Origin of the sequence: Candidatus Bandiella woodruffii, assembly GCF_034359465.1 — a bacterium.
GTDB lineage: Bacteria > Pseudomonadota > Alphaproteobacteria > Rickettsiales > Midichloriaceae > NDG2.
The window spans coordinates 612,501-634,969 of record NZ_CP110820.1; the positions used below are offsets into that span (position 1 = coordinate 612,501).

General features: G+C 37.1%; 27 protein-coding genes, 1 tRNA gene, 1 rRNA gene and 1 other RNA gene (1 of these 30 only partly in view). 19 read left to right on the forward strand and 11 right to left on the reverse strand.

The features are described from left to right. Positions 1–233, reverse strand: a 23S ribosomal RNA gene (locus Bandiella_RS03760); it reaches 2,536 nt to the left of the window's first position. A 384-nt stretch (positions 234–617) separates the two neighbouring features. On the opposite strand from Bandiella_RS03760, the gene Bandiella_RS03765 reads away from it, so the two are divergent. From Bandiella_RS03765 to Bandiella_RS03780, 4 genes are all read left to right on the forward strand, one after another. Continuing rightward, positions 618–1,469 (forward strand): MFS transporter, encoded by an 852-nt coding sequence (locus Bandiella_RS03765; protein ID WP_323732447.1) that lies wholly within the window; start codon positions 618–620, stop codon positions 1,467–1,469. Next, positions 1,466–1,858, forward strand: coding sequence for a transposase-like zinc-binding domain-containing protein (locus Bandiella_RS03770; protein WP_323732428.1), 393 nt, complete (start codon positions 1,466–1,468; stop codon positions 1,856–1,858). The genes Bandiella_RS03765 and Bandiella_RS03770 overlap by 4 nt, the downstream gene beginning before the upstream one ends. After that, positions 1,842–2,210 carry an IS1 family transposase gene (locus Bandiella_RS03775; RefSeq protein ID WP_323733367.1) on the forward strand — a complete coding sequence of 123 codons (369 nt, stop codon included), beginning with the start codon at positions 1,842–1,844 and terminating at the stop codon, positions 2,208–2,210. Before Bandiella_RS03770 ends, Bandiella_RS03775 begins: the two co-directional genes overlap by 17 nt. Before the next feature lie 184 nt (positions 2,211–2,394). Further along, positions 2,395–3,158, forward strand: a protein-coding gene (locus tag Bandiella_RS03780) for an IS5 family transposase (RefSeq protein ID WP_323732404.1) whose coding sequence is annotated in 2 segments (ribosomal slippage) — positions 2,395–2,767 and positions 2,767–3,158 — 765 coding nt in all. Because the reading frame shifts where the segments join, the coding sequence is not laid out codon by codon here. Positions 3,159–3,806: 648 nt separating this feature from the next. Here Bandiella_RS03780 and sdhA read toward each other — a convergent pair. The 4 genes from sdhA to Bandiella_RS03800 all read right to left on the reverse strand — a co-directional run bounded on the left by sdhA (position 3,807) and on the right by Bandiella_RS03800 (position 7,453). Further along, positions 3,807–5,597, reverse strand: coding sequence for a succinate dehydrogenase flavoprotein subunit (gene sdhA, locus Bandiella_RS03785; protein WP_323732448.1), 1,791 nt, complete (start codon positions 5,595–5,597; stop codon positions 3,807–3,809). A gap of 1 nt (position 5,598) precedes the next feature. Then, positions 5,599–5,988, reverse strand: coding sequence for a succinate dehydrogenase, hydrophobic membrane anchor protein (sdhD, locus tag Bandiella_RS03790; protein ID WP_323732449.1), 390 nt, complete (start codon positions 5,986–5,988; stop codon positions 5,599–5,601). Then, positions 5,978–6,388, reverse strand: a complete 411-nt coding sequence (gene sdhC, locus Bandiella_RS03795; RefSeq protein WP_323732450.1) for a succinate dehydrogenase, cytochrome b556 subunit — start codon at positions 6,386–6,388, stop codon at positions 5,978–5,980. The genes sdhD and sdhC overlap by 11 nt, the downstream gene beginning before the upstream one ends. Positions 6,389–6,463: 75 nt before the next feature. Further along, a complete protein-coding gene (locus tag Bandiella_RS03800; RefSeq protein ID WP_323732451.1) occupies positions 6,464–7,453 on the reverse strand; it encodes a hypothetical protein in 990 nt (329 codons plus the stop codon). 20 nt (positions 7,454–7,473) lie between these two features. Between Bandiella_RS03800 and Bandiella_RS03805 the strand changes: the two genes are divergently transcribed. Together Bandiella_RS03805 and Bandiella_RS03810 are read left to right on the forward strand one after the other, a co-directional pair. Further along, positions 7,474–7,866, forward strand: coding sequence for a transposase-like zinc-binding domain-containing protein (locus tag Bandiella_RS03805; RefSeq protein ID WP_323732452.1), 393 nt, complete (start codon positions 7,474–7,476; stop codon positions 7,864–7,866). Beyond that, positions 7,850–8,218: an IS1 family transposase gene (locus tag Bandiella_RS03810; RefSeq protein ID WP_323733367.1), complete on the forward strand. Its 369-nt coding sequence runs from the start codon at positions 7,850–7,852 to the stop codon at positions 8,216–8,218. The genes Bandiella_RS03805 and Bandiella_RS03810 overlap by 17 nt, the downstream gene beginning before the upstream one ends. Here the strand turns inward: Bandiella_RS03810 and secB are convergent. Beyond that, positions 8,215–8,658, reverse strand: a complete 444-nt coding sequence (gene secB / locus Bandiella_RS03815; RefSeq protein WP_323732453.1) for a protein-export chaperone SecB — start codon at positions 8,656–8,658, stop codon at positions 8,215–8,217. The two genes, Bandiella_RS03810 and secB, sit on opposite strands and share 4 nt — an antisense overlap. Positions 8,659–8,777: 119 nt before the next feature. On the opposite strand from secB, the gene Bandiella_RS03820 reads away from it, so the two are divergent. The 3 genes from Bandiella_RS03820 (at position 8,778) to Bandiella_RS03830 (ending at position 11,714) form a co-directional block, all read left to right on the forward strand. Continuing rightward, a complete protein-coding gene (locus Bandiella_RS03820) occupies positions 8,778–9,434 on the forward strand; it encodes a Tim44/TimA family putative adaptor protein (RefSeq protein WP_323732454.1) in 657 nt (218 codons plus the stop codon). Beyond that, on the forward strand, positions 9,431–10,564 hold the full coding sequence (gene mltA / locus Bandiella_RS03825; RefSeq protein WP_323732455.1) for a murein transglycosylase A: 1,134 nt from the start codon (positions 9,431–9,433) through the stop codon (positions 10,562–10,564). The genes Bandiella_RS03820 and mltA overlap by 4 nt, the downstream gene beginning before the upstream one ends. 211 nt (positions 10,565–10,775) lie before the next feature. After that, a complete protein-coding gene (locus Bandiella_RS03830) occupies positions 10,776–11,714 on the forward strand; it encodes an L-histidine N(alpha)-methyltransferase (protein WP_323732456.1) in 939 nt (312 codons plus the stop codon). A 243-nt stretch (positions 11,715–11,957) separates the two neighbouring features. On the opposite strand, the gene Bandiella_RS03835 is transcribed toward Bandiella_RS03830, so the two are convergent. Then, complete coding sequence (locus Bandiella_RS03835) at positions 11,958–12,347, reverse strand: transposase (RefSeq protein WP_323732457.1); 390 nt, start codon at positions 12,345–12,347, stop codon at positions 11,958–11,960. A 20-nt stretch (positions 12,348–12,367) separates the two neighbouring features. Beyond that, a complete protein-coding gene (locus tag Bandiella_RS03840; protein WP_323732458.1) occupies positions 12,368–13,036 on the reverse strand; it encodes a transposase in 669 nt (222 codons plus the stop codon). Positions 13,037–13,219: 183 nt separating this feature from the next. On the opposite strand from Bandiella_RS03840, the gene pdxS reads away from it, so the two are divergent. Together pdxS and pdxT are read left to right on the forward strand one after the other, a co-directional pair. Next, positions 13,220–14,032: a pyridoxal 5'-phosphate synthase lyase subunit PdxS gene (pdxS, locus tag Bandiella_RS03845; RefSeq protein ID WP_323732459.1), complete on the forward strand. Its 813-nt coding sequence runs from the start codon at positions 13,220–13,222 to the stop codon at positions 14,030–14,032. Then, entirely contained in the window at positions 14,029–14,589 is a 561-nt protein-coding gene (gene pdxT / locus Bandiella_RS03850) for a pyridoxal 5'-phosphate synthase glutaminase subunit PdxT (RefSeq protein ID WP_323732460.1), read from the forward strand. The genes pdxS and pdxT overlap by 4 nt, the downstream gene beginning before the upstream one ends. Positions 14,590–14,951: 362 nt before the next feature. Here pdxT and Bandiella_RS03855 read toward each other — a convergent pair whose 3' ends face one another. Genes Bandiella_RS03855 through rpmF form a run of 3 tightly spaced genes read right to left on the reverse strand, consistent with a single transcriptional unit; the run spans position 14,952 to position 17,240 of the window. Beyond that, positions 14,952–15,914 carry a beta-ketoacyl-ACP synthase III gene (locus Bandiella_RS03855; protein ID WP_323732461.1) on the reverse strand — a complete coding sequence of 321 codons (963 nt, stop codon included), beginning with the start codon at positions 15,912–15,914 and terminating at the stop codon, positions 14,952–14,954. Beyond that, complete coding sequence (gene plsX, locus Bandiella_RS03860; protein WP_323732462.1) at positions 15,915–17,000, reverse strand: phosphate acyltransferase PlsX; 1,086 nt, start codon at positions 16,998–17,000, stop codon at positions 15,915–15,917. It lies immediately after the preceding gene. A 9-nt stretch (positions 17,001–17,009) separates the two neighbouring features. Then, positions 17,010–17,240 carry a 50S ribosomal protein L32 gene (rpmF, locus tag Bandiella_RS03865; protein ID WP_323732463.1) on the reverse strand — a complete coding sequence of 77 codons (231 nt, stop codon included), beginning with the start codon at positions 17,238–17,240 and terminating at the stop codon, positions 17,010–17,012. 282 nt (positions 17,241–17,522) lie between these two features. Here rpmF and Bandiella_RS03870 point away from each other — a divergent pair, with 282 nt between their 5' ends. The 8 genes from Bandiella_RS03870 (at position 17,523) to Bandiella_RS03900 (ending at position 22,363) form a co-directional block, all read left to right on the forward strand. Beyond that, entirely contained in the window at positions 17,523–17,948 is a 426-nt protein-coding gene (locus Bandiella_RS03870) for an IS1/IS1595 family N-terminal zinc-binding domain-containing protein (protein WP_323732464.1), read from the forward strand. Further along, positions 17,897–18,241: an IS1 family transposase gene (locus Bandiella_RS07530; RefSeq protein ID WP_407651266.1), complete on the forward strand. Its 345-nt coding sequence runs from the start codon at positions 17,897–17,899 to the stop codon at positions 18,239–18,241. The genes Bandiella_RS03870 and Bandiella_RS07530 overlap by 52 nt, the downstream gene beginning before the upstream one ends. Before the next feature lie 79 nt (positions 18,242–18,320). Then, positions 18,321–18,413: signal recognition particle sRNA small type (gene ffs, locus Bandiella_RS03875), an RNA gene on the forward strand. A gap of 29 nt (positions 18,414–18,442) precedes the next feature. After that, positions 18,443–19,528 carry an alanine racemase gene (alr, locus tag Bandiella_RS03880; protein WP_323732465.1) on the forward strand — a complete coding sequence of 362 codons (1,086 nt, stop codon included), beginning with the start codon at positions 18,443–18,445 and terminating at the stop codon, positions 19,526–19,528. After that, the gene (locus Bandiella_RS03885) at positions 19,525–20,307 is read left to right on the forward strand and encodes an MlaE family ABC transporter permease (protein WP_323732466.1); all 783 of its coding nucleotides are present in this window, start codon (positions 19,525–19,527) and stop codon (positions 20,305–20,307) included. Before alr ends, Bandiella_RS03885 begins: the two co-directional genes overlap by 4 nt. A gap of 4 nt (positions 20,308–20,311) precedes the next feature. Then, positions 20,312–21,070 (forward strand): ABC transporter ATP-binding protein, encoded by a 759-nt coding sequence (locus Bandiella_RS03890; protein WP_323732467.1) that lies wholly within the window; start codon positions 20,312–20,314, stop codon positions 21,068–21,070. Positions 21,071–21,173: 103 nt separating this feature from the next. After that, positions 21,174–21,250: transfer RNA gene (locus Bandiella_RS03895), tRNA-Arg, on the forward strand. A 15-nt stretch (positions 21,251–21,265) separates the two neighbouring features. Next, positions 21,266–22,363, forward strand: coding sequence for an LptF/LptG family permease (locus Bandiella_RS03900; RefSeq protein ID WP_323732468.1), 1,098 nt, complete (start codon positions 21,266–21,268; stop codon positions 22,361–22,363). Positions 22,364–22,469 lie beyond the last annotated feature (106 nt).

Below are 22,469 nucleotides of genomic sequence, written 5' to 3' on the forward strand. Positions count from 1 at the left end.
AATCTCGGTTGATTTCTTTTCCTCCAGGTACTAAGATATTTCAGTTCCCTGGGTTCGCTTTTTAGGACTATGTGTTCATCCTAAAATATCAAGTAAACTTGATGAGTTTCCTCATTCGGAAATCCACGAATTAACGGTTATTGGCACCTACTCGTGGCTTATCGCAGCCTATTACGTCCTTCATCGCCTTCTGTTGCCTAGGCATCCACCAAATACTCTTTTTATAATTTTGCTATTACAAATAGCGCATATAGAGCAATTTTTGTCTCAGCTTGTTGTTTTTTTATTTTAAACAATATCTTATTTACGTTTCAAAGAAATCAGTAAGCCAAGTTATACGTAAAATTTACCACCCCGTCAACAACTATTTTATCATTTTGCAAAAAAATATCTCCCCACTCATTTGCCCGCATTAGAAGCGTGTTTCATTGCGTATAAAATCTAGATTGCACACCAATCAAATGAAATAGGGGGTTGAATTTATACTAAACTTATGTACTACTCATTTGCGGAAGCAAATGTATAATATTTATTGAGAAATTGGGTTGTGTTACTGTTTGGGGTGGCGTAATATTCAGCGTTGGAAGGCTTCTATTTAACATGATATAGGAAGAAATATGACTCATAATCTAAATGCTCTTAACAGAAATCAGAGAGAAGCCGTAGCTCTCCTCTCGATCGGCACCTTTCTTGAATATTTTGACTTGATGTTGTATATTCACATGGCTGTTCTTCTGAATGGACTGTTTTTCTCGCAGGACAACCCTTTAACAAATCAATTACTAACTACCTTCACCTTCTGCTCAACCTATATTATGAGGCCAGTTGGAGGTTTTGTCATTGGACAAATTGGTGATCGTTTTGGAAGAAAAGTTACGATCGTTTTAACAACTGGTGTGATGGCTGGTACTTGCATTACTATGGCGACCCTAGGTACTTATGCAGAAATAGGTATCATGGCAACTATTGTGGTCATGATATGCAGGATGTTGCAGGGATTTTCTTCTATGGGTGAAATTGTGGGAGCACAGCTCTATTTAACAGAAAGCCTGAAGCGACCTCACAATTATACAGCTTGCGGCATGGTTGAGATTGGTTGGCAAACTGGCTCACTATTAGCATTGTTTATTGCTTTAGTAGCAACTTCTGGATATATAGATTGGCGTATCGCATTTTGGATAGGTGGACTGATAGCCATAATCGGGATTACTGCAAGAACAAAGCTAAGGGAAACTCCAGAATTTGTGGATTACAAACGTAGAATGAAGATTAAGCTGGAGATCAACAGACAAAATCCAACTATTATAAAAAATGACCAACTTTACAAGGAGAGAATTGATAAAAAAGCTGTTTTAGCATTTTTTTTAGTTCACTCTCTTCAGTCATCCTCCTTCTTTATTATATTTGTATTTATGGGGAGTTTTATGAAAGGGGAGTGTTGCCATAAGATAGATAAGATGCTAAAATGAATATAGCGAGCAACAAAGAAAATAGAAATATGAATACAGAGTGTAAAAAATGCAGTAGCAGTAAATACGTTAAGAATGGTAATATTAGGGGTATGCAAAGGTATAAATGCAAAGAGTGTGGATGTAATTTTACAAACACTAAATTAAGAGGCTGTTCGCCAGAGATGAAGGCTCTGGCAGTGTTATTGTACAGCATGGGAAAAAGTAGCTTTAGATGGCTAGGGAAATTATTTAAAGTAGCTCATACTAGCGTATATAAGTGGATAATACTGTATGCTAAAAAGATACCAAGACCAACAGTGCCGGAAGAATTGAGAGAAGTTGAAATAGATGAGATGTGGCATTTTGTAGATTCAAAAAAACAAATTATGGATATGGAAAGCCTATAGTAGGGAGCTCAAGAGAGTTGTTGCCTGGGTGGTTGGTAAGCGTAACGTTACAACCTTTAGAAAATTGTGGAAAATCATAAGTAGAGATAATTGCAGTTATTACACAGACGATTGGTCTGTTTATTCAGAGGTTATACCTCGCCATCAACATGTTGTTGGCAAACAACATACACTCTCAATTGAGTCCAATAACTCAAACACAAGGCACAGAATTGCAAGAATGACCAGAAAAACAAAGGTAGTTTCAAAATCTGAAGAAGTTGTCGATCTTACGATTAAGCTCTGGGTACATTTTGAGGATAACAATAATTTCCTAAGTGAGCAGGGCAATTTTATATCTATCTTTGGCTAACACTCTGCTGATTTAAACCGTAAAATGATTAAGTTTACCAAAAATTACCTATTACGGGAGCGTTGAAAGATAAAATAAGGATAAATGTGATGGTTTGATTTAAGGAAGTTTGGACCATGGTCTAGATAGTGTCGTCATGAGATTTGTGGTATAATATGAAAGAAAAGATAAATCAGGAGTAAAAATGGATTTAGGGCTACATAGGCATGATATAACAGATAATATGTGGGATTTGATAAAGGATCATTTGCCAGGAAGGGAAGGTACGTGGGGAGGTTTGGCACATAATAACAGAAGATTCATTAACGCAGTATTTTGGATATTAAGAACAGGTTCTCCCTGGAGAGATTTGCCTTCAGAATATGGAGGATGGAAAAATACACATAAAAGATTTTGCAGATGGAGAGACAAAAGGATATGGGAGGCTTTATTGGAGATATTTGTGAAAGAACCTGATATGGAATGGTTAATGATAGACGCAAGTCATAGTAAAGTGCATCCACATGCTTCAGGTGCAAAAGGCGGCAATCAAGATATGAGTCGTACAAAAGGGGGCTCAATACAAAGATTCACCTTGCCTTGGATTCACATGGTATGCCACTCAAAGTTATTATCACAAAAGGCTCAGAAGCTGATTGCAAGCAGGCTGTTAATCTTATTGAAGAGATGAAAGCTGAGTACTTACTAGCCGACAGAGGGTACGATGTTAATTACATAATTGACCATGCCCAAGAATTGGGCATGAGAGTTGTTATTCCTCCTAAAAAGAACAGAATCACCCAGAGAAAATACAATAAAGATTTATATAAAATAAGGCATATTGTAGAAAACACCTTTCTTCATCTTAAAAGATGGAGGGGAATTGCAACCAGATATGCTAAAAATTCAGCTTCTTTCCTTGCCGCAATTCAGATTAGATGCTTATCTCTTTGGCTTAAAATCTCATGACGACATTATCTAGTCTTGTGGCTTGCTGTGATGAATCCAGGAACACCACTCCCTAAAGAAGTATACCAATCATTAGAGGTTGAACCACACCCCCAATTTAGAGGTCCTCCAGGACACGTATATTCTAAAGAAAACTTTTAGTTGTATTGTTTATTGTTATCTCCATAAAATACCTATATATAATACAGTTAGTTTCATTAATAAGATGGCATCAATAGCCACTTGGTACGATATTATAGCACTAAAGCTCCAAAATGCAACTCAAAATTGTGCAAAAGATTGTTTTTGTGAAATAAAATTAATATCGAATGCCTTGGAATATATTTTGGTTCTTATATTAAACTTCGCCAAGCAATACAGTATAAGGAGGTTTTTCGAACCATACACATGTTTCAGATTTTGATACAATGTGCTTATCTGTCAATTTATAGTAGCAATCTTTCATAACCATCGCTACATAAAATCTTGAGATTGTAGCCTTTGCATTGCAATCTTTGAGCCATTCTAACAGAAACAAATTTGTCACGGCTTTTACTTACTGCTATATCAATAATTTGATACCAGTTTTGGTCCACAGCAAGCTATACACATTTTGTTTTTTTGATAATAAGTGAATAACTCACATCATTATTGAAGCATATAAACTGGCTAATACACTCTTTTCTGAGGAGGGAAAAACTCCACTTCATTTGTCAGAGTTGACCTGGATACCTCCCTATAATCAATACTGACACTGCCAGACTCTTGATCGACTTTAACCAAGCTATGTTTCATCCAATGCTCATCATCTCTCATTGGATAATCCTCCCTCGCATGTGCACCTCTAGACTCTTTTCTGTTATGCGCTGCTTGTATTGTTGCTACTGCTTGGCCCCTTAAATTATCCAATTCCAATGCTTCGACTAAATCACTATTCCAAATCATGCTTCTATCAGAAATCCCGATTTGCTTATATAACTTGTAGTTTTCCGTCATTTGCTCCACCCCTTCTTTGAGCGATTTCTCTGTACGGAAAACGCTGGCGTGTTTCTGCATAATCTTTTGCATATCCAATCTTATTTTAGCTGTTGAAAGTTCACCAGATGAATGACGAATACCATCAAATCGATCCAAAGCTCTCTCTATTTGAGCATCCTTCACAACCTGTTTTTTAGCACCTGGCTTAATTATTTCAGCAGCCCTAATTGCAGCAGCCCTTCCAAACACTACTAAATCCAAGAGTGAGTTTGAACCCAACCTGTTTGCACCATGTACAGATACACATGCAGCTTCGCCAATTGCCATTAATCCCTTCACCACTTCAACATCACTGCCGTCCTTTCTCACCACTTCTCCATGGTAGTTGGTTGGTATCCCACCCATATTATAATGAACCGTTGGAAGCACTGGTATTGGTTGTTTTGTTACATCTACACCTGCAAATATTTTCGCTGTTTCAGAGATTCCCGGCAGTCTTTGATGTATTACATCTGGGTCTAAATGAGATAGAACCAAATTAATATACTCACCGTCATTACCACACCCCCTGCCTTCTCTTATCTCCATTGTCATTGCTCTACTAACAACATCTCTGGATGCTAAATCCTTTACAGATGGTGCATAGCGCTCCATAAATCTTTCACCATCTTTGTTGACCAAATATCCACCTTCACCTCTTACGCCCTCGGTAATCAGGCACCCAGCACCATACACACCAGTTGGATGAAATTGAACAAATTCCATATCTTCAAGCGCCAAACCAGAACGCAGAACCATACCACCACCGTCTCCTGTGCAAGTATGTGCCGATGTGGCAGAAAAATATGTTCTCCCATAGCCACCAGTTGCAAGAACAACCAAATTGGCACTAAACTTATGTAATGTACCATCTTCCAAAGAGTATGCAAGCACACCTATAAAATCGCCATCATCGTTTTGAATTAAGTCTGTTGTAAAATACTCAATAAAAAACTCCGCTTCAGCTTTTAAACACTGTTGGTATAAAGTATGCAAAATTGCATGCCCAGTTCTATCCGCTGCAGCACATGTCCTCTGTGCAGGTGCACCTTTGCCGTACTCAGTTGTCATACCACCAAATGGTCTTTGATATATCTGCCCCGTCTGTGTTCTTGAAAACGGCACACCGTAATGCTCTAATTCAATTATGGCTTTTGCAGCATTTTTGCACATATATTCAATGGCATCCTGATCACCCAGCCAATCAGAACCCTTCACAGTATCATACATATGCCAACGCCAATCATCCTTGCCCATATTCCCCAAAGATGCGCTAATGCCTCCTTGAGCAGCCACAGTATGACTTCTAGTTGGAAACACTTTTGTGATGCACGCTGTTTTTAGATTTTGTTCTGCCATGCCAAGAGTTGCCCTAAGACCAGCTCCGCCAGCCCCAACAACTATCACATCATATTCGTGCTCAATTATATTATAGGATTTCATTTTATTTTAAACCGGAAAAATATCTGAATAATAAGTGGTAGAAAGTCAAATTAGCAACCGTAACAGCACATGTAAATACACATACCACAAATAGTAACTTACGTATTATTTTATATAAGACACCGCAACTTATGTAGTCTTTCATAATATCGTCCATACCCAAAAATCCATGATACAAAGATGCCAGCACAAATACTATAATTAACGTAAAGTTCACTGGGTGTGCCAAAAACAAAACCATGTCATCAGAACCGGAATGATGAACAAACTGGACAATACTAAACAACAACCAACAAAAAATGGGTATTAATACTAATGCAGTGCACCTTTGCCATATAAAATGCATCGTGGGAGATTTAGTATTTGTACCCTTATAGTTTTTAGAACCCATAACAATCTCCAAAAACAATTGCATGCCAAAAAACATAGGTAATAATCACAGAGCAAGCAATAGTAAGCCATCCGGTAAAATTAACAACCCTCAGTTCCATTCCTTTCCCCGCATCCCAAAACAAATACCTAATCCCTGCACATAAGTGGTAAAAAAGGCAGTAACTCCACATTATCATTACTGCAAAAAAGAATTTGTTTTCGGTGATGTAAACGAGTATGCCTTTTATCTGTTGAATATTTGCCGCTTTGAAGGAGCAAATATTTAAAGTCCATAATATTGCAATTAACCCCAGGAACAGACCAAAACCTGTCATCCTATGCATAATTGAAAGTACAGAGGTTATTTGTGGTCTATAGATCGTTAGGTGGGGGGACAAAGGTCTTTCCTTGTTCATCATCTATAAAATCATAATTTAGCATATAGAAAGCCATGATAACGGTTTTTTACGCTTATTCAAGCATATTTTTACGCCTCAGTGGTTTAGATATGAGGAAGAACCGTTTTTAAGTTTATTTTGCCATGTGGGAGTAGCCTTGCCCTCATTTGGATTACTCCATTTGCTATCATCATCCAACACATTTTTTCTCTCCCCTTTTAATTGACTTTTATCCAATTGAAACAACTCCTCCTGTTGTTTCTTGCTCAACTGGCTTTTTCCCTGGCTTGAAAACAAATAATCCGTCATTTTACCATCTTTGAACTCTATTACATCATATGCTTCAATTTTATTACCATCCTTCCCCACTCTTGGGATACTAATACAACATGTCGCTCTTTTATCCACTATATCCTGCATGTTAAACTCCAAGCCATCACCATCCATCTTAAATTTCAGCTCCACATCGTTTAGCTTATATGAATTATAATTCTCACTGGGTTTTATTTCATTTTTAGAAACCTCATTATGTACTTTTTTGATCAACTCCTCTCTTTCATTGATTATATCTTGAGGCATAGTGACGTCTTTAACGTGCTTGGATAATAAGTATCTTTTGCCTGTATAATCAACCATCTTCGACTGCTTTTTTCCCTCTGACATTTCCCCACCAATATTTAAAACCGCCCTCACATGCTCATCCAGAATTCTCCTAAACAAAGTTTTATCTGCAACAACAAATTTTTTGCTTCCTTGTTTCTCTTCGTTTATGTCTGATGGTATTTTGTTATTAACGTTGGGGCTATACGAATAGCTTAAGATATCATTTGCAATTTCGAAGGATTTAGCGCCAACACCAACTTCTTTGTGCTCTGGTCTATCTGGTTTGTATTCATGGCTATACACATTTTCTATAACTTCTGAATTTGAATTAATAGTATTAGTGTCTATATCATTAACAACTTCTCTACTCTGTATATCCACGGACTTCATTTCCTTAACATCATCCGGCCCAACTTGCATGTCTTTAAAATTTTGTAGGTCAGTTTGAATATCTATCCCAACTCCCTCCGGGAGTGTTGCCATAAGATAGATAAGATGCTAAAATGAATATAGCGAGCAACAAAGAAAATAGAGATATGAATACAGAGTGTAAAAAATGCAGTAGCAGTAAATACGTTAAGAATGGTAATATTAGGGGTATGCAAAGGTATAAATGCAAAGAGTGTGGATGTAATTTTACAAGCACTAAATTAAGAGGCTGTTCGCCAGAGATGAAGGCTCTGGCAGTGTTATTGTACAGCATGAGAAAAAGTAGCTTTAGATGGCTAGGGAAATTATTTAAAGTAGCTCATACTAGCGTATATAAGTGGATAATACTGTATGCTAAAAAGATACCAAGACCAATAGTGCCGGAAGAATTGAGAGAAGTTGAAATAGATGAGATGTGGCATTTTGTAGATTCAAAAAAACAAATTATGGATATGGAAAGCCTATAGTAGGGAGCTCAAGAGAGTTGTTGCCTGGGTGGTTGGTAAGCGTAACGTTACAACCTTTAGAAAATTGTGGAAAATCATAAGTAGAGATAATTGCAGTTATTACACAGACGATTGGTCTGTTTATTCAGAGGTTATACCTCGCCATCAACATGTTGTTGGCAAACAACATACACTCTCAATTGAGTCCAATAACTCAAACACAAGGCACAGAATTGCAAGAATGACCAGAAAAACAAAGGTAGTTTCAAAATCTGAAGAAGTTGTCGATCTTACGATTAAGCTCTGGGTACATTTTGAGGATAACAATAATTTCCTAAGTGAGCAGGGCAATTTTATATCTATCTTTGGCTAACACTCTGCTTTGTTTTTATTGTCTACATAAAGCCCATAAAAGTCTATGGGTGAAATATATAGCGGCAGATATCCACCATCTCTTGTAACATCAGATATAATCCTTCTCACATAAGGGAAGATAATGTTTGGGCACTCCACAAAAATGACCTTATCTCTATCCTCTTGCTCAGGTTCAAGAGAAACTACACCGGCATACTTTAAATCTATAAGAAACTGTATTTCACCCTGTATTTCTGACCTCACTTGCACTCCCAAAACCACTTCGTATGTATCATCTTGTATATTACGGGCCCCAATATCAATTGAAACATCTATTTCCGGCTTCTCTTCATACATAAAACTGTAAGGAGCTTTTGGGTTTTCAAAGGACAGGTCCTTTATATATTGGGCATTGATTACTAAATTACCGCTTATTTTAGCTTCAGGTTTTTTCGACATGCAAAAATGTTTAATTAAATTTTAAAATTTCATGTTACAATGTATAACAAATTAACTTGCAGAATACAAAGGTAATATGTATTACAATAGTGAAAATAAAGAAGCAATATAACACAAGAATGATGGAATTAATTTTTTTTGCAGCAATTGCTGCATTTGTAGTTTATAGGCTCTTTGCCACGTTGGGCAGGGAGGAAGGATTTGACATAAAAAAGATACTTGAATCTGGCTTTGCTGCAGGAAAGGACCAAAAAACTCAAGAAAATAAAAATAGTAACGCTCAGGATGCAAATTTTGAGGTTATTTCAAAGATAGAAGCAGCTTTGTCAGACAATGTCAGGCAAGAACTTGATAAAATCAAACAAAAGGAAACATTTGATGTTAAAACTTTCATAGACACTGTAAAAACGGTGTTTGAGATAGTATTAAACGCTTTTTATAAAAACGGTGTAGAGGCGCTAAAAGAATTGTTATCATCACAACTGTATTCGGAGTTCATTCATGAAATAGGTAAAAGACGTGATTCTGGTTTATTACACGAAGTAACACTAGTTGGGATCAAAGATGTGCAAATTTTAGATGTATCTGTTAAAGACAACATCGCTTCAATTAAAGTAAAGATAGAAAGTGACCAAATAAAAGTCATTAAAGACAAAGATCAAAAAATCATCACAGGAAGTGTTCATCAAATTCTTAGGTTATCTGACATTTGGACGTTCCAAAAGGATTTAACACAAAAAAATTACTGGGAATTGACAGAGACCAATTCAAAATGAAAAAAATATTACTGCTCTTTTTGTTACTAGCCATATGCTCTTGTTCAAGCGAATATAAAAAAAGGCGCTATAGCGTTAGAGAAGCAAGATTTGCAAAAGTTGAATATCATGAAATACTGGGATGGAATGCAGACCATCACTTAGTTAGCCTCAACACATTTGCAAATTCGTGCAAGGCGATTATGCAAAAAAAGGGTGGCAGTGCAATAAGCGGTTTGACTTCTTTAGGGGGTAAAGCCGATTCCTGGAAGGTGATTTGCGAGAACTTACAAAAAAATAAAATCACAACAAATACAGAGGCAAGGAAATTTTTTGAACGATGGTTTACTCCTTACAAAGTCTTAGACTCTCAGAATAGCGCTCTTGGTAAATTTACTGGTTATTATGAAATAGAGCTCAATGGCCATATACAAAAAACAAACAAGTATAAATATCCGGTGTACGCCCCTCCCCCAAATCTCACCGAACACAAAGGAAGGAGCCACTTATCACACACCGCCATAAACAATGGATCGTTAAGGGGGAAAAATTTGGAGTTCGTATGGGTTGATAACCATGCGAAGTTGAAATTTATGCACATTCAAGGCTCTGGCAGAATTAAATTAGCGACAGGACAATTAATGCGAGTGGGTTACGCAGGACAAAACGGGTTTGAATACAAATCTATTGGTCCCTATTTTAAAGAATACAACGCCAAAAATGTTAATTCTGCACTGGACATGATGGAATGGATTGAAAGAAACCCAAAGATTGGTAAAAAAATTATGGGAAAAAATCAATCTTATGTGTTTTTCAGAAAGATTGATGGACCGGGGCCAATTGGCGCGCAAGGAATTGCATTGACCCCAGAGCGTTCGGTTGCTATTGATAGAGGCATTTACCCTTATGGAACTCCAACTTGGGTTGATACATATTTACCAAGCACAAGGAATTACCTGCAAAGACACTACAGAAGATTGTTAATTGCCCAAGATACAGGGGGCGCAATAAAAGGTGCAATAAGGGGGGACATATTCTTCGGACATGGTTCAAGAGCTGAAGAAATGGCCTGTTATTTGAATAAAAAGGGTAAGATGTATGTGCTGTTCCCTAAAAATGTTAATGTCCCTAGCTTTTATCGAACATCATAGCTTACAAGCACACCTGACTTTTGACAGAGAGCTTGGAATATGAGTGAGGGGCATACAAAAGTATGTGACGAAATGCGAATTCCGAAATATTTTGAGGCCAATTTTTAAAGTTAGCAGAGTATATAGCAAGCAAAGATTCTGCGATATTAACTAAATGCTTGAACTTTGACAAAACGAAGCTACAATCGTGTATGTAATGTGGAGGTTAACGATGACAGTGTTACAAAACTTTAAAAACCTTTTTTCTAGGAGGAAATCTGGTCATCTTACTGAGTATGTTTATGAATATGATGATTCCTACTACGAACAGCTACTTAATTACGATGACTACTATAATGCATGCATGGAAGATAGGATATTATCATCTAACTCCAAAAGAATCAGAAATGTTTTTCCAGAAATACATCAAGTTATAGACATTGGGGTTGGCACCGAAAGTTCAGTGGAATCCAAAACTTGTAAGTTTTTGGGGTTGCTGAAGGAATTTCAAATCTACAGTGCAATAGATTTACATGAGGAATTTGCAAAATTGGTTGGTAGACAGGTGCTTAAACTTTTCCCCAAGATAGAATCTCGATATTATCAAGCGAACTTTTTGTCTAAATTAAGCGATATTAACGAACTTTTGGAAAGAGGTGAAAGAAATAACGTAATCACCTTTTTTGGTAGCACGCTAGGGAACTTAAGCAATCCTGACATAGATTTACTGATGGCTAATTTTCAGTCATTAACAAGTGAAGGGGACTACCTTGTTATGGGAATAGACTGCAACCAAGACCCTAGCACTTTAAATGCTGCTTATAACAATTATTGGTTAAAACAACTGACTTTAAACACAATGAGGTATTTAAAGGAAATCGCATGCTTGGATGATTTTGATCCAGAAGCATTTGATTTTGTCTATAATTGGAACACAAATAACAGAACAGTGGAGCTTGGTCTTAAGGCTCAGTCGGAGCAGCAAATTTCAATTGAAGGTGAGATTTTTACCATAAGAGTTGGTGATTACTTCCATATCATTAATTCAAAAAAATTTCTGATAAAAGAAATCGAGGAACTAATGCAAGTTAACAACTTTCAAATAATAGATTCATTAAAAGCAAGTGATGAGTTGCCAAACTACAGGCTGCTTATAGGAAGAAAACTATAGTGAAGCACATATTTGCAATTGGGCATCGCGCCATATGTAACACTGCTGACTTCAAAAATTAGCGTCGTCATTTTTGCGCTCTCGCATAACGTCTGGGTACCATTTGGGAGCGTTGAAAGATAAAATAAGGATAAATGTGATGGTTTGATTTAAGGAAGTTTGGACCATGGTCTAAAAAAATTAACAAAAAACTGGTTTCCCCAAGAATTCAAAAGATTTCTTTGAGGTGGGATATGGTAATTTTTAGCTTTTTATTGATTCTGCGAAGCGTGATTTTATGAGCTTACGCAGTAAGACCGTTAAACGTTTTAAATTAAAGCAGATAGCATTCATAAATTCAGCAAACTGATTTTTGGCAATTCCTATGTATCGCAATCGTTTATTATCTTGAGAAAACACCCTCTCAAACGGAGCCCTTATGGAAGTATAGTATCGATCAAGGTCAAAATTCTTTTGCTTCATATTGTTTTTCTTGATGGCGCAAAAATGAATACCTCTGCTTTTAGCTGCATTCTTTGCTGGTGCAACACAATACCCTTTGTCAGCATAAACTGCTCCACTATTTGGTAAAACATGCGCAACTCCCTTTGCATCGGTAACATTAGCAGGCGTTATAGCAACCTTGTTGATCATTCCGGATTGAATATCTACGCTTACATGTTTTTCTTATAGCCATACCAAAATTTACTACCACCCTTGCACCCTATTTTGGCTTGTTTATCATGTGCGACTTTAGGCAAGACTTCGTTGTTAAGTTTTTCATATTTTTGTTTTCTGGCTTCATCCCGCTCTTCCCATAAATTAGCTTTGGAGATCAAGTGACTTGCATCAACAAAAGTAAATACCTCGCTCATATATCCTTGAGATTTTAGTTGATCTCTAAAAATGGCAAAGATTTTTGATAACAAATTTGTTCCTATCTTTGAGCGGATTCTACTAAAAACGCTATAATCAGGTGTGGCTTCGGTTAAATCAAAATCACAAAACCACTTGGCTGCAACACTGTCACTCAAATATCTTTCTAGTTCACGATCTGACAAATCTTCCATAAACTGTAACAACAAGCATTTAAATAAACGTAAAACACCATATCCCTTATAATTAGCAGGAGATTCAATTCCCTTCAGCTCTTGCTCTGCTGCCCCAAAATTAAACAGCTCCTTAAATTTGCGATATTGATGCTCACTACCAACCAATTGATCCAAACATACCATTATTATTTGATGCGCTGATGACATTTTTCTCTTCTTTATTCTGTAATCCACTCCACTATACCTTTCTTTATTCCATCTTGCAACACTCCCCATTTGTACGCTCCTCATGCTCGGCACTCAACTCCTTACCAATTTTTAAAATACTTTGAGTATACTCATCTTAAAGTTATCTTTTGACGTTTAAATTATCATAGTTATATATCCTTATTTTTGGAGCATAAAAATTTCCTTTTAGCTTTCTCTTGGTTATGTTATACAAGCATATTGCTGATACTTGAATATAACAAACCTATGGAATCTAAAGTAGCTTTTACAAACATGCTCTGCTCTGGCGTCATTATGGATGTGATGAACGAGGAACAAGCAAAAATAGCGGAAAATGCTGGAGCTTGTGCAGTTATGGCATTGGAGCGAGTTCCTGCTTTGATAGTAAGAGACGGTGGTATTGCAAGGGCTAGTGACCCCGCGATGATAAAAAAAATTCAGAAAGCAGTATCCATTCCTGTGATGGCTAAATGCAGGATTGGACACACTGTTGAAGCAAGAATTTTGCAGGCTTTAGAAGTTGATTGTATAGATGAAAGCGAGGTATTGACCATTGCAGACCAAGAAGCTTATATTGATAAACACCAATTTTCGATCCCATTTGTATGTGGTTGCCGCAATTTAAGTGAAGCACTTCGTAGAATTAATGAGGGAGCAGCTCTAATCAGATGCAAAGGGAACGCTGGTACTGGGAACATAGTAGAAGCGGTTAAACACCTAAAAGCAGTCAAAAATGAAATTTTGCAGCTAAAAAACCTTACCTCGGCTGAAATAAAAGAGAAAGCCGAAATCATGGGGATCAAAGAGTCTCTATTGGGGTATGTTGTGAAAGAGCAAAAACTGCCAGTACCTTTTTTCGCTGCAGGCGGTGTTGCGACTCCCGCTGATGCAGCACTTTGTATGGAACTTGGTGCGGAGTCTGTATTTGTGGGGAGTGGTATATTTTTAAGTTCAAATCCTCAGAAAAGAGCAAGAGCTATAGTTGAAGCTGTGAACTTTTGGCGAGACCCTCAAAAACTAGCGGAAATATCCGAAGACCTAGGAGAGGGAATGAGGTGAAAACAATAGGGGTTATACTGTACCAAGGGGCCGGGCATCTCCACATGGATGCACTTGGAAAGTTGGGCTTCAATCCCACTCCTATATATGCTGAGACTAATTTAACCCAACTGGATGGTTTGATTTTGCCGGGTGGAGAAAGTTCGGTGCAATATGCTTATTGTTTAAACAACGGACTGGATGAGAAGATAAGAAAATATGCATCGTTAAAAAAACCTATACTTGGCACTTGTGCTGGAGCTATTTTACTATCCAAATATTCTTCTGAAAAAGTAAAGGGGTTTGGATTGATCGATGTAAACATTATTAGAAATTTCTATGGCAGACAGATTAAGAGTGCTACTGTCAGAACCGATTATGGTAACGAAGCAATATTTATTAGAGCTCCTAAATTTATAAATGTGAATTTATCTGATGTGGAAGTGATAGATAGCTACGCTAAACAACCAATATTCATCAAACAAAACAACATATATTGCACGACCTTTCACCCAGAACTTGGAAGGCTTGATCAGAACAATATAATATCAAAAATATATAGCGGGTTTTATAATTAACCTAGATTTTGCACAATAATTAAAACCACTACCCTGAACAGATATACCTCTAGTAAATCAAGAGTTGATGAAATTTATAGACGACAGAGAACTTGGAAAAGAGCGAGGAATACGAGTGATGAGCATGAGGAACGTACAAAAGTACGTGACGAAATGCGAAGTCCGAAGTATTTTGACGCCAATTTTTCAAGTTATCGGAGTATATACAACAGTAGGCTTTTTAATTTAATGAGAGGAGTTTTAAAGTCACAAATGGCATGGCTCGGGATTGTGCGCAAGCCATGCATCCATTTCGCCACATTAATAATTCTTCAAGTTAATTCGGTATATTAGTCATTCGAATTTGTTAGGAAGCAAAGATTTTACAACCTGATTAATGCACTGCCCCAGGCCAAGCCCCCTCCTATGGCAGATAATGCAATCAAGTCTCCTGTCTTTACTTTTGCGTCCTTGACGTAGCAATCTAAAGCCAAAGGAATAGAAGCTGCGGAAGTGTTGGCATGCTCGCTCACCATTGAGATTGCTTTGTCCATGTTTATTTCCAGCTTCTCTGCTACTGCTTTAATAATACGATAGTTGGCTTGATGTAACAACAGCCAGTCAAGATCATGAATACTTAGCTTATTTTTTTCCACTATTGATTTAATTGAATCAGACATTTTTATGACTGCGTGTCTAAAAACCTCACTACCAGCCATTCGAATTTTACTCTCCTTATTTTTTCTGGAAACGCCACCATCAACCATCAAAAACTCTTCGTATTGACCATCAGAATACAGTTTGATATCTAATATCCCATCATTTTTTTCCCCTTCCCGCTGTTCTAAAATTACGCAACCTGCTCCGTCACCAAATAGTACACATGTGTTCCGATCTTTCCAGTCGACTATTCTTGACATTACATCCGCCCCTATGACTGCAATCCTTTTGACTTGTTGCGCTTTTAGAAGAGAGTCTGCCACTTGCAGTGCATAGATAAAACCTGCACACACAGCCTGTATGTCAAAGGCAAAACCACCTCTCATGCCTATGTTATTCTGTACTCTAACAGCTGTTGCAGGGAATATCCTGTCTGGAGTTGTGGTTGCCACTATAATCGCGTCTAGGTAGTTGGGTGTGAGTTCCACGTGCGTTAGTGCATTTTTTAACGCCTCTGTAGCCAAATCTGAGGTATATTGCTGCTCAGGTGCTATATGTCTTTTTTTTATGCCAGTTCTTGTTGTGATCCATTCATCAGAAGTATCTACGGTTTTTGACAACTCATCGTTGGTCAAGAAATTTTCTGGTAGATAACTACCTATGCCTACAATTTTTGAGAAAATCATCTATTCTTTTAATCCTAAAATTTTCGCAGAAGTTTGCTTAATGATATCAACGAAATTTAGCCCCACTCCTTTTGCCTCAAATAACGCCAATTCTTCTGAGATTTTTGTGTTGATGTCATATTCCACTAATTGGTGAGCAGTTGAAATTGCGTTAACAATCCCGTCAACACTCGCCGATCCATGACTTTTTATGACAATTCCCTTCAAGCCCATAAACATAGCTCCATTGTTTGCATCAGGGCTTAGATGTTTGAATGACTTGCCAATGGATTGTTTTAAGACCAAACCTGCCAATTTAGCAATGACATTGCCCTTCTCTATCGAAGCTTTTACTAAATCAATACAAGCTCCAGCGGCTCCTTCTGAAGCTTTGAGAAATATGTTGCCAGAAAACCCATCAGTTACCAAAACATCAACTTTACCTTGAGCAACCTCATGACCTTCCACAAAGCCAACAAAATTTAATTCGGATTCTTCTAGAATTTTATAAGTCATTTGCTCTAGTTCCCTTCCCTTGCTTGTTTCACTTCCTACGTTCAATATACCAACTTTAGGATTTTCTTTTTGGAAAAGCGCCCTAGCAAAGCAACTGCCCATTAATGCGAATTGGAAAAGGTGAGTTTCGCTGCACTCAAGGTTTGCGCCCATATCCAATACTATGGTTTTATCTTTTTTCATGTTTGGGAATACTCCAGCTATAGCTGGCCTTTTGATATTTCCTATGGTGCCAAGTAACATCTTTGCAATCAACATAAGTGCCCCTGTATTCCCGCAGGAAACAACGGTGTGCGCTTGCCCGTTTTGCACCGCTTCAATTGCCTTTCTCATGCTGGAGTTTTTACCATTCCTCCAAGCTTCAGTGGGTTTGTCGTCATCAGAGATGGCTTCGTCACAATTTATTAGTTTATACCTATTTTTAGGCAGTTGATGCAGAATCACATATGGCAAAACATCCATTTTTTTGCCGTATATTTGGAAAAAAGTATCACCATTGGTGGCTAAAAACCTCCCAATAGCTTCAACAACAGCACTTGGCGAATTAGCACCTCCCATAGCGTCAATGCTAATCAAGATTTTTTGAGACATGAACAATTTTTAACTTTCTTTTGCAGCCGCTTCTGTCATGTCGCCTGACTTTTCCTCTTTCGGAGCCTTGGTTTTTACTATTTTCTTGCCGTTGTAATAGCCATCGGTTAAAGAAAGATGATGCGGTAATTTAGGCTCGCCTGTTACTGAATCATAAGCTATATTTATTTTCTGAATGCCATCATGAGACCTTCTCATGTTTCTCTTGGATTTCGACGTTTTTCTCTTAGGTACAGCCATTACTAGGTTACTATTTTGTTCGTTTCTTAATAGGTCTTATACAATAAAAGCGTAATAAAAGCTACTAAATAATGTAATATGCGCGCACGAAATACGCTCCGATAACTTCAGCCATATTTTGGACTTCGCATTTCGTTGCGTATACCTCTCATTACTTGTATATTTTCCAGCGCCTAGTTTGTCAGAGGCGTACACATTTTCAGTGGGAGTGTTTTAAAAGGGATAGGAAAGAAGAAAAGAATGTGATATAAGGAGAGGGAAGGAAAAAAAAGAAAGGGAAAAATGGAGAAAATAGAATGTAAATATTGCAAAGGGAAAGGGGTATCAAAAAATGGATATGCAAGGAAAAAGCAGAGATACAAATGTAAGAGTTGTAATAAAAACTTTACAGAAGGAGATGGTAGGAAGAATTGGAAATATGGTAATAAAGAGAGGAGCATGGTGATAAAGATGTATCTAAATAACTGCGGAATTAGGAGGATAGCTCACATATTAAATATCCCGTTAAGTACAGTATTTTATTGGATCAAACAAGCAGGGAAAGTAGTAGATGAGATGGTGACGAATCAAAAGATAGAGGGAGATAAGAAGCGTATAGAGATATTAGAGATGGATGAGCTATATACATACGTCAAAAAAAAGAGAATAAAACAAGAATATGGACTGCTGTCGATAGGGACAGATTCAAAACTGTTGCGTTTAAAGTAGGTTCAGGTGATAAAGAAAATTACGTAGATTTAGCTCGTGAGCTAGGAGAAAAATACCAAATTCGTTATATGTGTACAGATGGGTATGAGGTCTATTGTCATTATAAAATTGCTCAAATACATCTGCAGACAAAGTCTGAAACTTGTTTGGTTGAGAGCTTCAATTCCTCCTTAAGGGATATGCTTGCTAGATTAAATCGCAAGACTAAACGCTTTAGCAAGTGTTCTGAAATGCTAAGATTATCCCTTGTTTTATTTTTTAACAAAGCTTTAGCTCTTTCTATCTATTTATGAACACTCCCTTTTCAGTAGGTACTTTTCTTGAATTAATAACTTGCAATATACACCCATTTCATCTATTTTCTGCAGTGGAAGCTGAAAATGAGGGCAAAGTATTTGCCAATCCGGTCAGGTTCGAAAGAAAGCAGCCATGGTAAAAATCTTTGGGTCTCAGTTTTCGCTTCCTTTTTTAATCTTACTTGCTCATCACATCGTATGCATAGTTTTCAGGCGCTTGACAGTCAGTATATCAAGATCAACTTATTAAACGTAGCAAAAAATTATCTAAAGCTGAAATCAATGCTTAAAGATGCTTCAGTAGTTTGTTCAGCAGTTGTAAAAGCCAATGCATACGGGCTTGGTATCAAAGAAGTTTCTGAAATATTACATCAATATGGCTGTTGCGACTTTTGGGTGATGAATATAGAAGAGGCACTCATTGTAAGAGAGACCTCACCTCATGCTAATATATATGTATTTCAGGGAGTCAATGGGGTGGAGGAGTTAAAAGCCATGTTACATTACAAGTTAGTGCCTGTTGTTTCACACACAAGGCAGTTGGAAATAATTAATAACTTCCCCAATCATCCAATAGAAGTTATACTAAATTTTGACACTGGCATTGGAAGAGATGGCTTTCAGTTAGAAGAAATTGAACAGCTAAATTTAAAGTATTGTGATATACGTTATGTAATGAGCCATCTTTCGCGCTCTGAGATAAAAGAACACCCATTTAATGAAGAACAACTGCAAGCTGTTAAATCGCTGAAAGAACGTTTTCCCAATAGCAAATTTACATTCTCCAATTCAGGTGGAATATTTTTAGGCCAAAATTACCATTTTGATTTGGTAAGACCAGGTGGAGCATTGTATGGGGTTAATATCTTGGAAGGCAAGAAGAACCCAATGCTTAATGTTGTGGAATTTAATGCAAGTGTGCTCAACCATAAAATTTTCAATAAAGCACACTCCATAGGTTACGGAGGCACATATAAAGTCAACAAGGGAGATAAGGTTTTAATTTTAAACACCGGTTATTACGATGGTTATAGAAGAGTGCTAAGCAATAAATCTAGAGTTTATGCGGAAGGGTTTTATCTTCCAGTAATAGGCGTTGTGAGTATGAATCTGACAGCTGTTGATGCAAATCAATTACCAGATGAGCTATTTCATACGATAAAAAATGTTGAATTAATTGGAGAAAAAATTACTATTGAGGAGATCGCGAAGTTAGCTAATACTGATCAGAGGGAAATTTTAACCAACCTCCAATACAATTGTAAAAGAATTTATATAAAATGAATTTACTGATTTATATACAAACATTGGGCAGAATGTTTTTAAGCTTCATGGAGAGTGTTGGACAACTGACGATGTTTTTTTGCGAAATACTTGCAAATTTGTTCACTCCCCCAATATTCGTTAGAAGAATATTACAACAGTTGGTGGCTGTAGGGTTCTATTCATTACCTGTAATCGGATTGACTGCAATTTTTACAGGAGCTGTCTTGGCCTTACAAACATATACGGGATTTTCCAGAATGAATGCGGAAAGTTCAGTCGCATCTGTGCTGGTAATATCAATTACTAGAGAACTTGGACCAGTTTTGGCAGGCCTAATGTTGGCCGGAAGAGTTGCCGGGTCTATTGCTGCCGAGATTGGGACCATGAAAATTACAGAGCAGGTAGATGCACTTTATACCTTAAACACTCATCCAATTAAATATCTAATCATCCCAAAAGTTATCGCAGGCATTCTGGTACTACCTGCATTAGTTTTAGTAGCGGATATAATTGGGATTTTTGGGGGTTATCTAGTGGCTGTATATAAAATAGGATTTGAGTATCACTCGTATCTAGATGCCACATTTAAGGCCTTGGAAACTCAGGATGTGATGTCTGGTTTAATCAAAGCAGCTGTTTTTGGCTTTATAGTAACGTTGGTGGGATGTTTTTATGGGTATAACACTTCTGGGGGAGCAAGTGGCGTTGGTATCGCAGCTACTCAGTCAGTTGTTACTGCTTCTATTTTAATTCTACTTCTAAATTACGTTATCACAGGATTATTATTTACTCAGTGAAACCATGTCCAGAAACACATTAATATCAGTTAAACACCTAAGTAAAAGTTTTGGTTCCAAAAAAGTATTGAGCGACATCAATTTTAATGTTGTGAAAGGCGAATCTTTTGTTGTGATTGGTGGCTCTGGAAGTGGCAAGTCTGTGCTTTTAAAATGCATCGCAGGGCTTTTGGACCCAGATGAAAACAGCAAAGTGACAATCAAAGATGAAAATGTCACGCACATGCACATCATTGAGAGGAAAAACTTTTTAAAAAAATTCAGCATGCTGTTTCAAAACAACGCATTGTTTGACAGCTTGCCGATCTGGCACAATATTTGTTTTAGTTTAATTAACTCTGGCGTATTGGACAGTGCAAAAGCAAAAGAGCATGCGGTTGAAAAATTAGAGTTAGTTGGATTAAAAACCGATGTTTTGGATTTATACCCATCGGAACTATCTGGGGGAATGCAAAAGAGAGTGGCAATTGCAAGAGCTATAGCTACAAACCCAGAAATCATATTTTTTGACGAACCAACTTCAGGGCTTGACCCAATTATGTCTGATACCATCACAACCTTAATTGCAAGCATAAGCGAAAAACTGAAATCCACTACTATCACAATTACACACGACATTAAAGTGATGGAAAAAATTGCAGATAAAGTGTCGTTACTAAAAGATGGGAAGTTGATTTGGGTTGACAGCCTAAAAAACACTTTAGCGAGCGAAGATACATACGTGAAGTTGTTTTTAAATACGCACACACCGCTAGTAAACTAAGCATTGGGAATTTTACAAAATAACTTTCCTTTTAATAAAACCACTTTTTTATTGATTTTTTTTAATATAACCGCTAGGTTATTGGCTACGTTATTTTCCATATGTGTCCTTAGCTCAGCTGGACAGAGCAACAGCCTTCTAAGCTGTGGGTCGGAGGTTCGAATCCTCCAGGACACACCATTAATCAGATTCATAATGCATTTTTACGAAAGATATATATGTAAAAGTTTGCTTCTGCCTTTCTTAATCATTACTTTTTCCATCGTTGGAATAGCGTGGATAATACAGTCGATTAGGTATCTGGAAATAGTACTTAACAACGGAGCAAAAATAGCCGATTTTGCAAAGTTGACCTCCTATCTTATCCCACTTTTGCTTTTCATTGTGCTGCCGATTTCGCTGTTTTTTACCGTTTATTATACTTATAGAAAACTTATGCATGATAGGGAGATTACAGCCCTATATTCTTTTGGAGTCAGCAAAATAGCGATAGTTAGAATTTTTACGATTTTCTCTATTTTCGCTATGCTTTTACATTATTTTGTTTCCATTTATTTACTACCAGTAAGCACAAATGCATTTAAAAAGTTGAGATTTACAATCGACCAAAATTCAATAATTAATCTGATACAGTTCAACACCTTCATCTCAAAAATTAATGGGATCACGATATACATAGAAAAAAAAGACCAAGATAACCTGTTGCAAAATATCTTTATACACAGCTCCCAAAATCCAGAGAAAGATATAACTTTTGTGGCCAGTTCTGGTAAATTTTACAACACCGACTCGCGCTTAAAACTTATTTTAAACAATGGTTCCAAATTAGAGCTAAACCATGCTGATAAAAGATATTCTTTGGTTAAATTTGATAAATATTCAATGGATAGCTTTGGTGATACGGCTGTTGCTCAGTCAATATCCAAGCAAGACCCATATGCATTAGGTATTGCCGAACTGTTGTTTTCTAACAGCTTTCCAGTTGACGAAACCCCAAAGTTCAGAGCACAAGGTCATTTTAGGCTGTTGTGGCCGCTGACTTCTATTTCTATTGTTATGAGTATGCTTTTCTTTCTAACTCAGCATGAACAAGTCAGAACACAAGGGATGAAGCCAACTATATATGCATTCACCTCATTATTGGTAATAATAGCATCTGCACTAGCTTTATACACATTGGGCCATAGTAATCAAAAATATTATATTTTAATGTACCTGCTGAACATAATAATTCCCCTGATTGTAGCGATTAGACTTTATTCATCCACTAAAAACAGGTTGCTGCATGGTTAGGCTTATGCAACGCGCTCTTTTTGAAATTATCTGTTGTCTACAAATTCTCCAACTAAAAGTAGCTTTATGCTATAAGGTACCCATTATGAAACCAAGTAAAAAAACT

Bases quoted from the DNA above. Each gene is read 5' to 3' on its own strand.
- Bandiella_RS03765 (WP_323732447.1), top strand. From the start codon at position 618: ATGACTCATAATCTAAATGCTCTTAACAGAAATCAGAGAGAAGCCGTA.
- Bandiella_RS03770 (WP_323732428.1), top strand. From the start codon at position 1,466: ATGAATATAGCGAGCAACAAAGAAAATAGAAATATGAATACAGAGTGT.
- sdhA (WP_323732448.1), bottom strand. From the start codon at position 5,597: ATGAAATCCTATAATATAATTGAGCACGAATATGATGTGATAGTTGTT.
- sdhD (WP_323732449.1), bottom strand. From the start codon at position 5,988: ATGGGTTCTAAAAACTATAAGGGTACAAATACTAAATCTCCCACGATG.
- sdhC (WP_323732450.1), bottom strand. From the start codon at position 6,388: ATGATGAACAAGGAAAGACCTTTGTCCCCCCACCTAACGATCTATAGA.
- Bandiella_RS03800 (WP_323732451.1), bottom strand. From the start codon at position 7,453: ATGGCAACACTCCCGGAGGGAGTTGGGATAGATATTCAAACTGACCTA.
- Bandiella_RS03805 (WP_323732452.1), top strand. From the start codon at position 7,474: ATGAATATAGCGAGCAACAAAGAAAATAGAGATATGAATACAGAGTGT.
- secB (WP_323732453.1), bottom strand. From the start codon at position 8,658: ATGTCGAAAAAACCTGAAGCTAAAATAAGCGGTAATTTAGTAATCAAT.
- Bandiella_RS03820 (WP_323732454.1), top strand. From the start codon at position 8,778: ATGATGGAATTAATTTTTTTTGCAGCAATTGCTGCATTTGTAGTTTAT.
- mltA (WP_323732455.1), top strand. From the start codon at position 9,431: ATGAAAAAAATATTACTGCTCTTTTTGTTACTAGCCATATGCTCTTGT.
- Bandiella_RS03830 (WP_323732456.1), top strand. From the start codon at position 10,776: ATGACAGTGTTACAAAACTTTAAAAACCTTTTTTCTAGGAGGAAATCT.
- Bandiella_RS03835 (WP_323732457.1), bottom strand. From the start codon at position 12,347: ATGATCAACAAGGTTGCTATAACGCCTGCTAATGTTACCGATGCAAAG.
- Bandiella_RS03840 (WP_323732458.1), bottom strand. From the start codon at position 13,036: ATGAGGAGCGTACAAATGGGGAGTGTTGCAAGATGGAATAAAGAAAGG.
- pdxS (WP_323732459.1), top strand. From the start codon at position 13,220: ATGGAATCTAAAGTAGCTTTTACAAACATGCTCTGCTCTGGCGTCATT.
- Bandiella_RS03855 (WP_323732461.1), bottom strand. From the start codon at position 15,914: ATGATTTTCTCAAAAATTGTAGGCATAGGTAGTTATCTACCAGAAAAT.
- plsX (WP_323732462.1), bottom strand. From the start codon at position 17,000: ATGTCTCAAAAAATCTTGATTAGCATTGACGCTATGGGAGGTGCTAAT.
- rpmF (WP_323732463.1), bottom strand. From the start codon at position 17,240: ATGGCTGTACCTAAGAGAAAAACGTCGAAATCCAAGAGAAACATGAGA.
- Bandiella_RS03870 (WP_323732464.1), top strand. From the start codon at position 17,523: ATGGAGAAAATAGAATGTAAATATTGCAAAGGGAAAGGGGTATCAAAA.
- alr (WP_323732465.1), top strand. From the start codon at position 18,443: ATGCATAGTTTTCAGGCGCTTGACAGTCAGTATATCAAGATCAACTTA.
- Bandiella_RS03885 (WP_323732466.1), top strand. From the start codon at position 19,525: ATGAATTTACTGATTTATATACAAACATTGGGCAGAATGTTTTTAAGC.
- Bandiella_RS03890 (WP_323732467.1), top strand. From the start codon at position 20,312: ATGTCCAGAAACACATTAATATCAGTTAAACACCTAAGTAAAAGTTTT.
- Bandiella_RS03900 (WP_323732468.1), top strand. From the start codon at position 21,266: ATGCATTTTTACGAAAGATATATATGTAAAAGTTTGCTTCTGCCTTTC.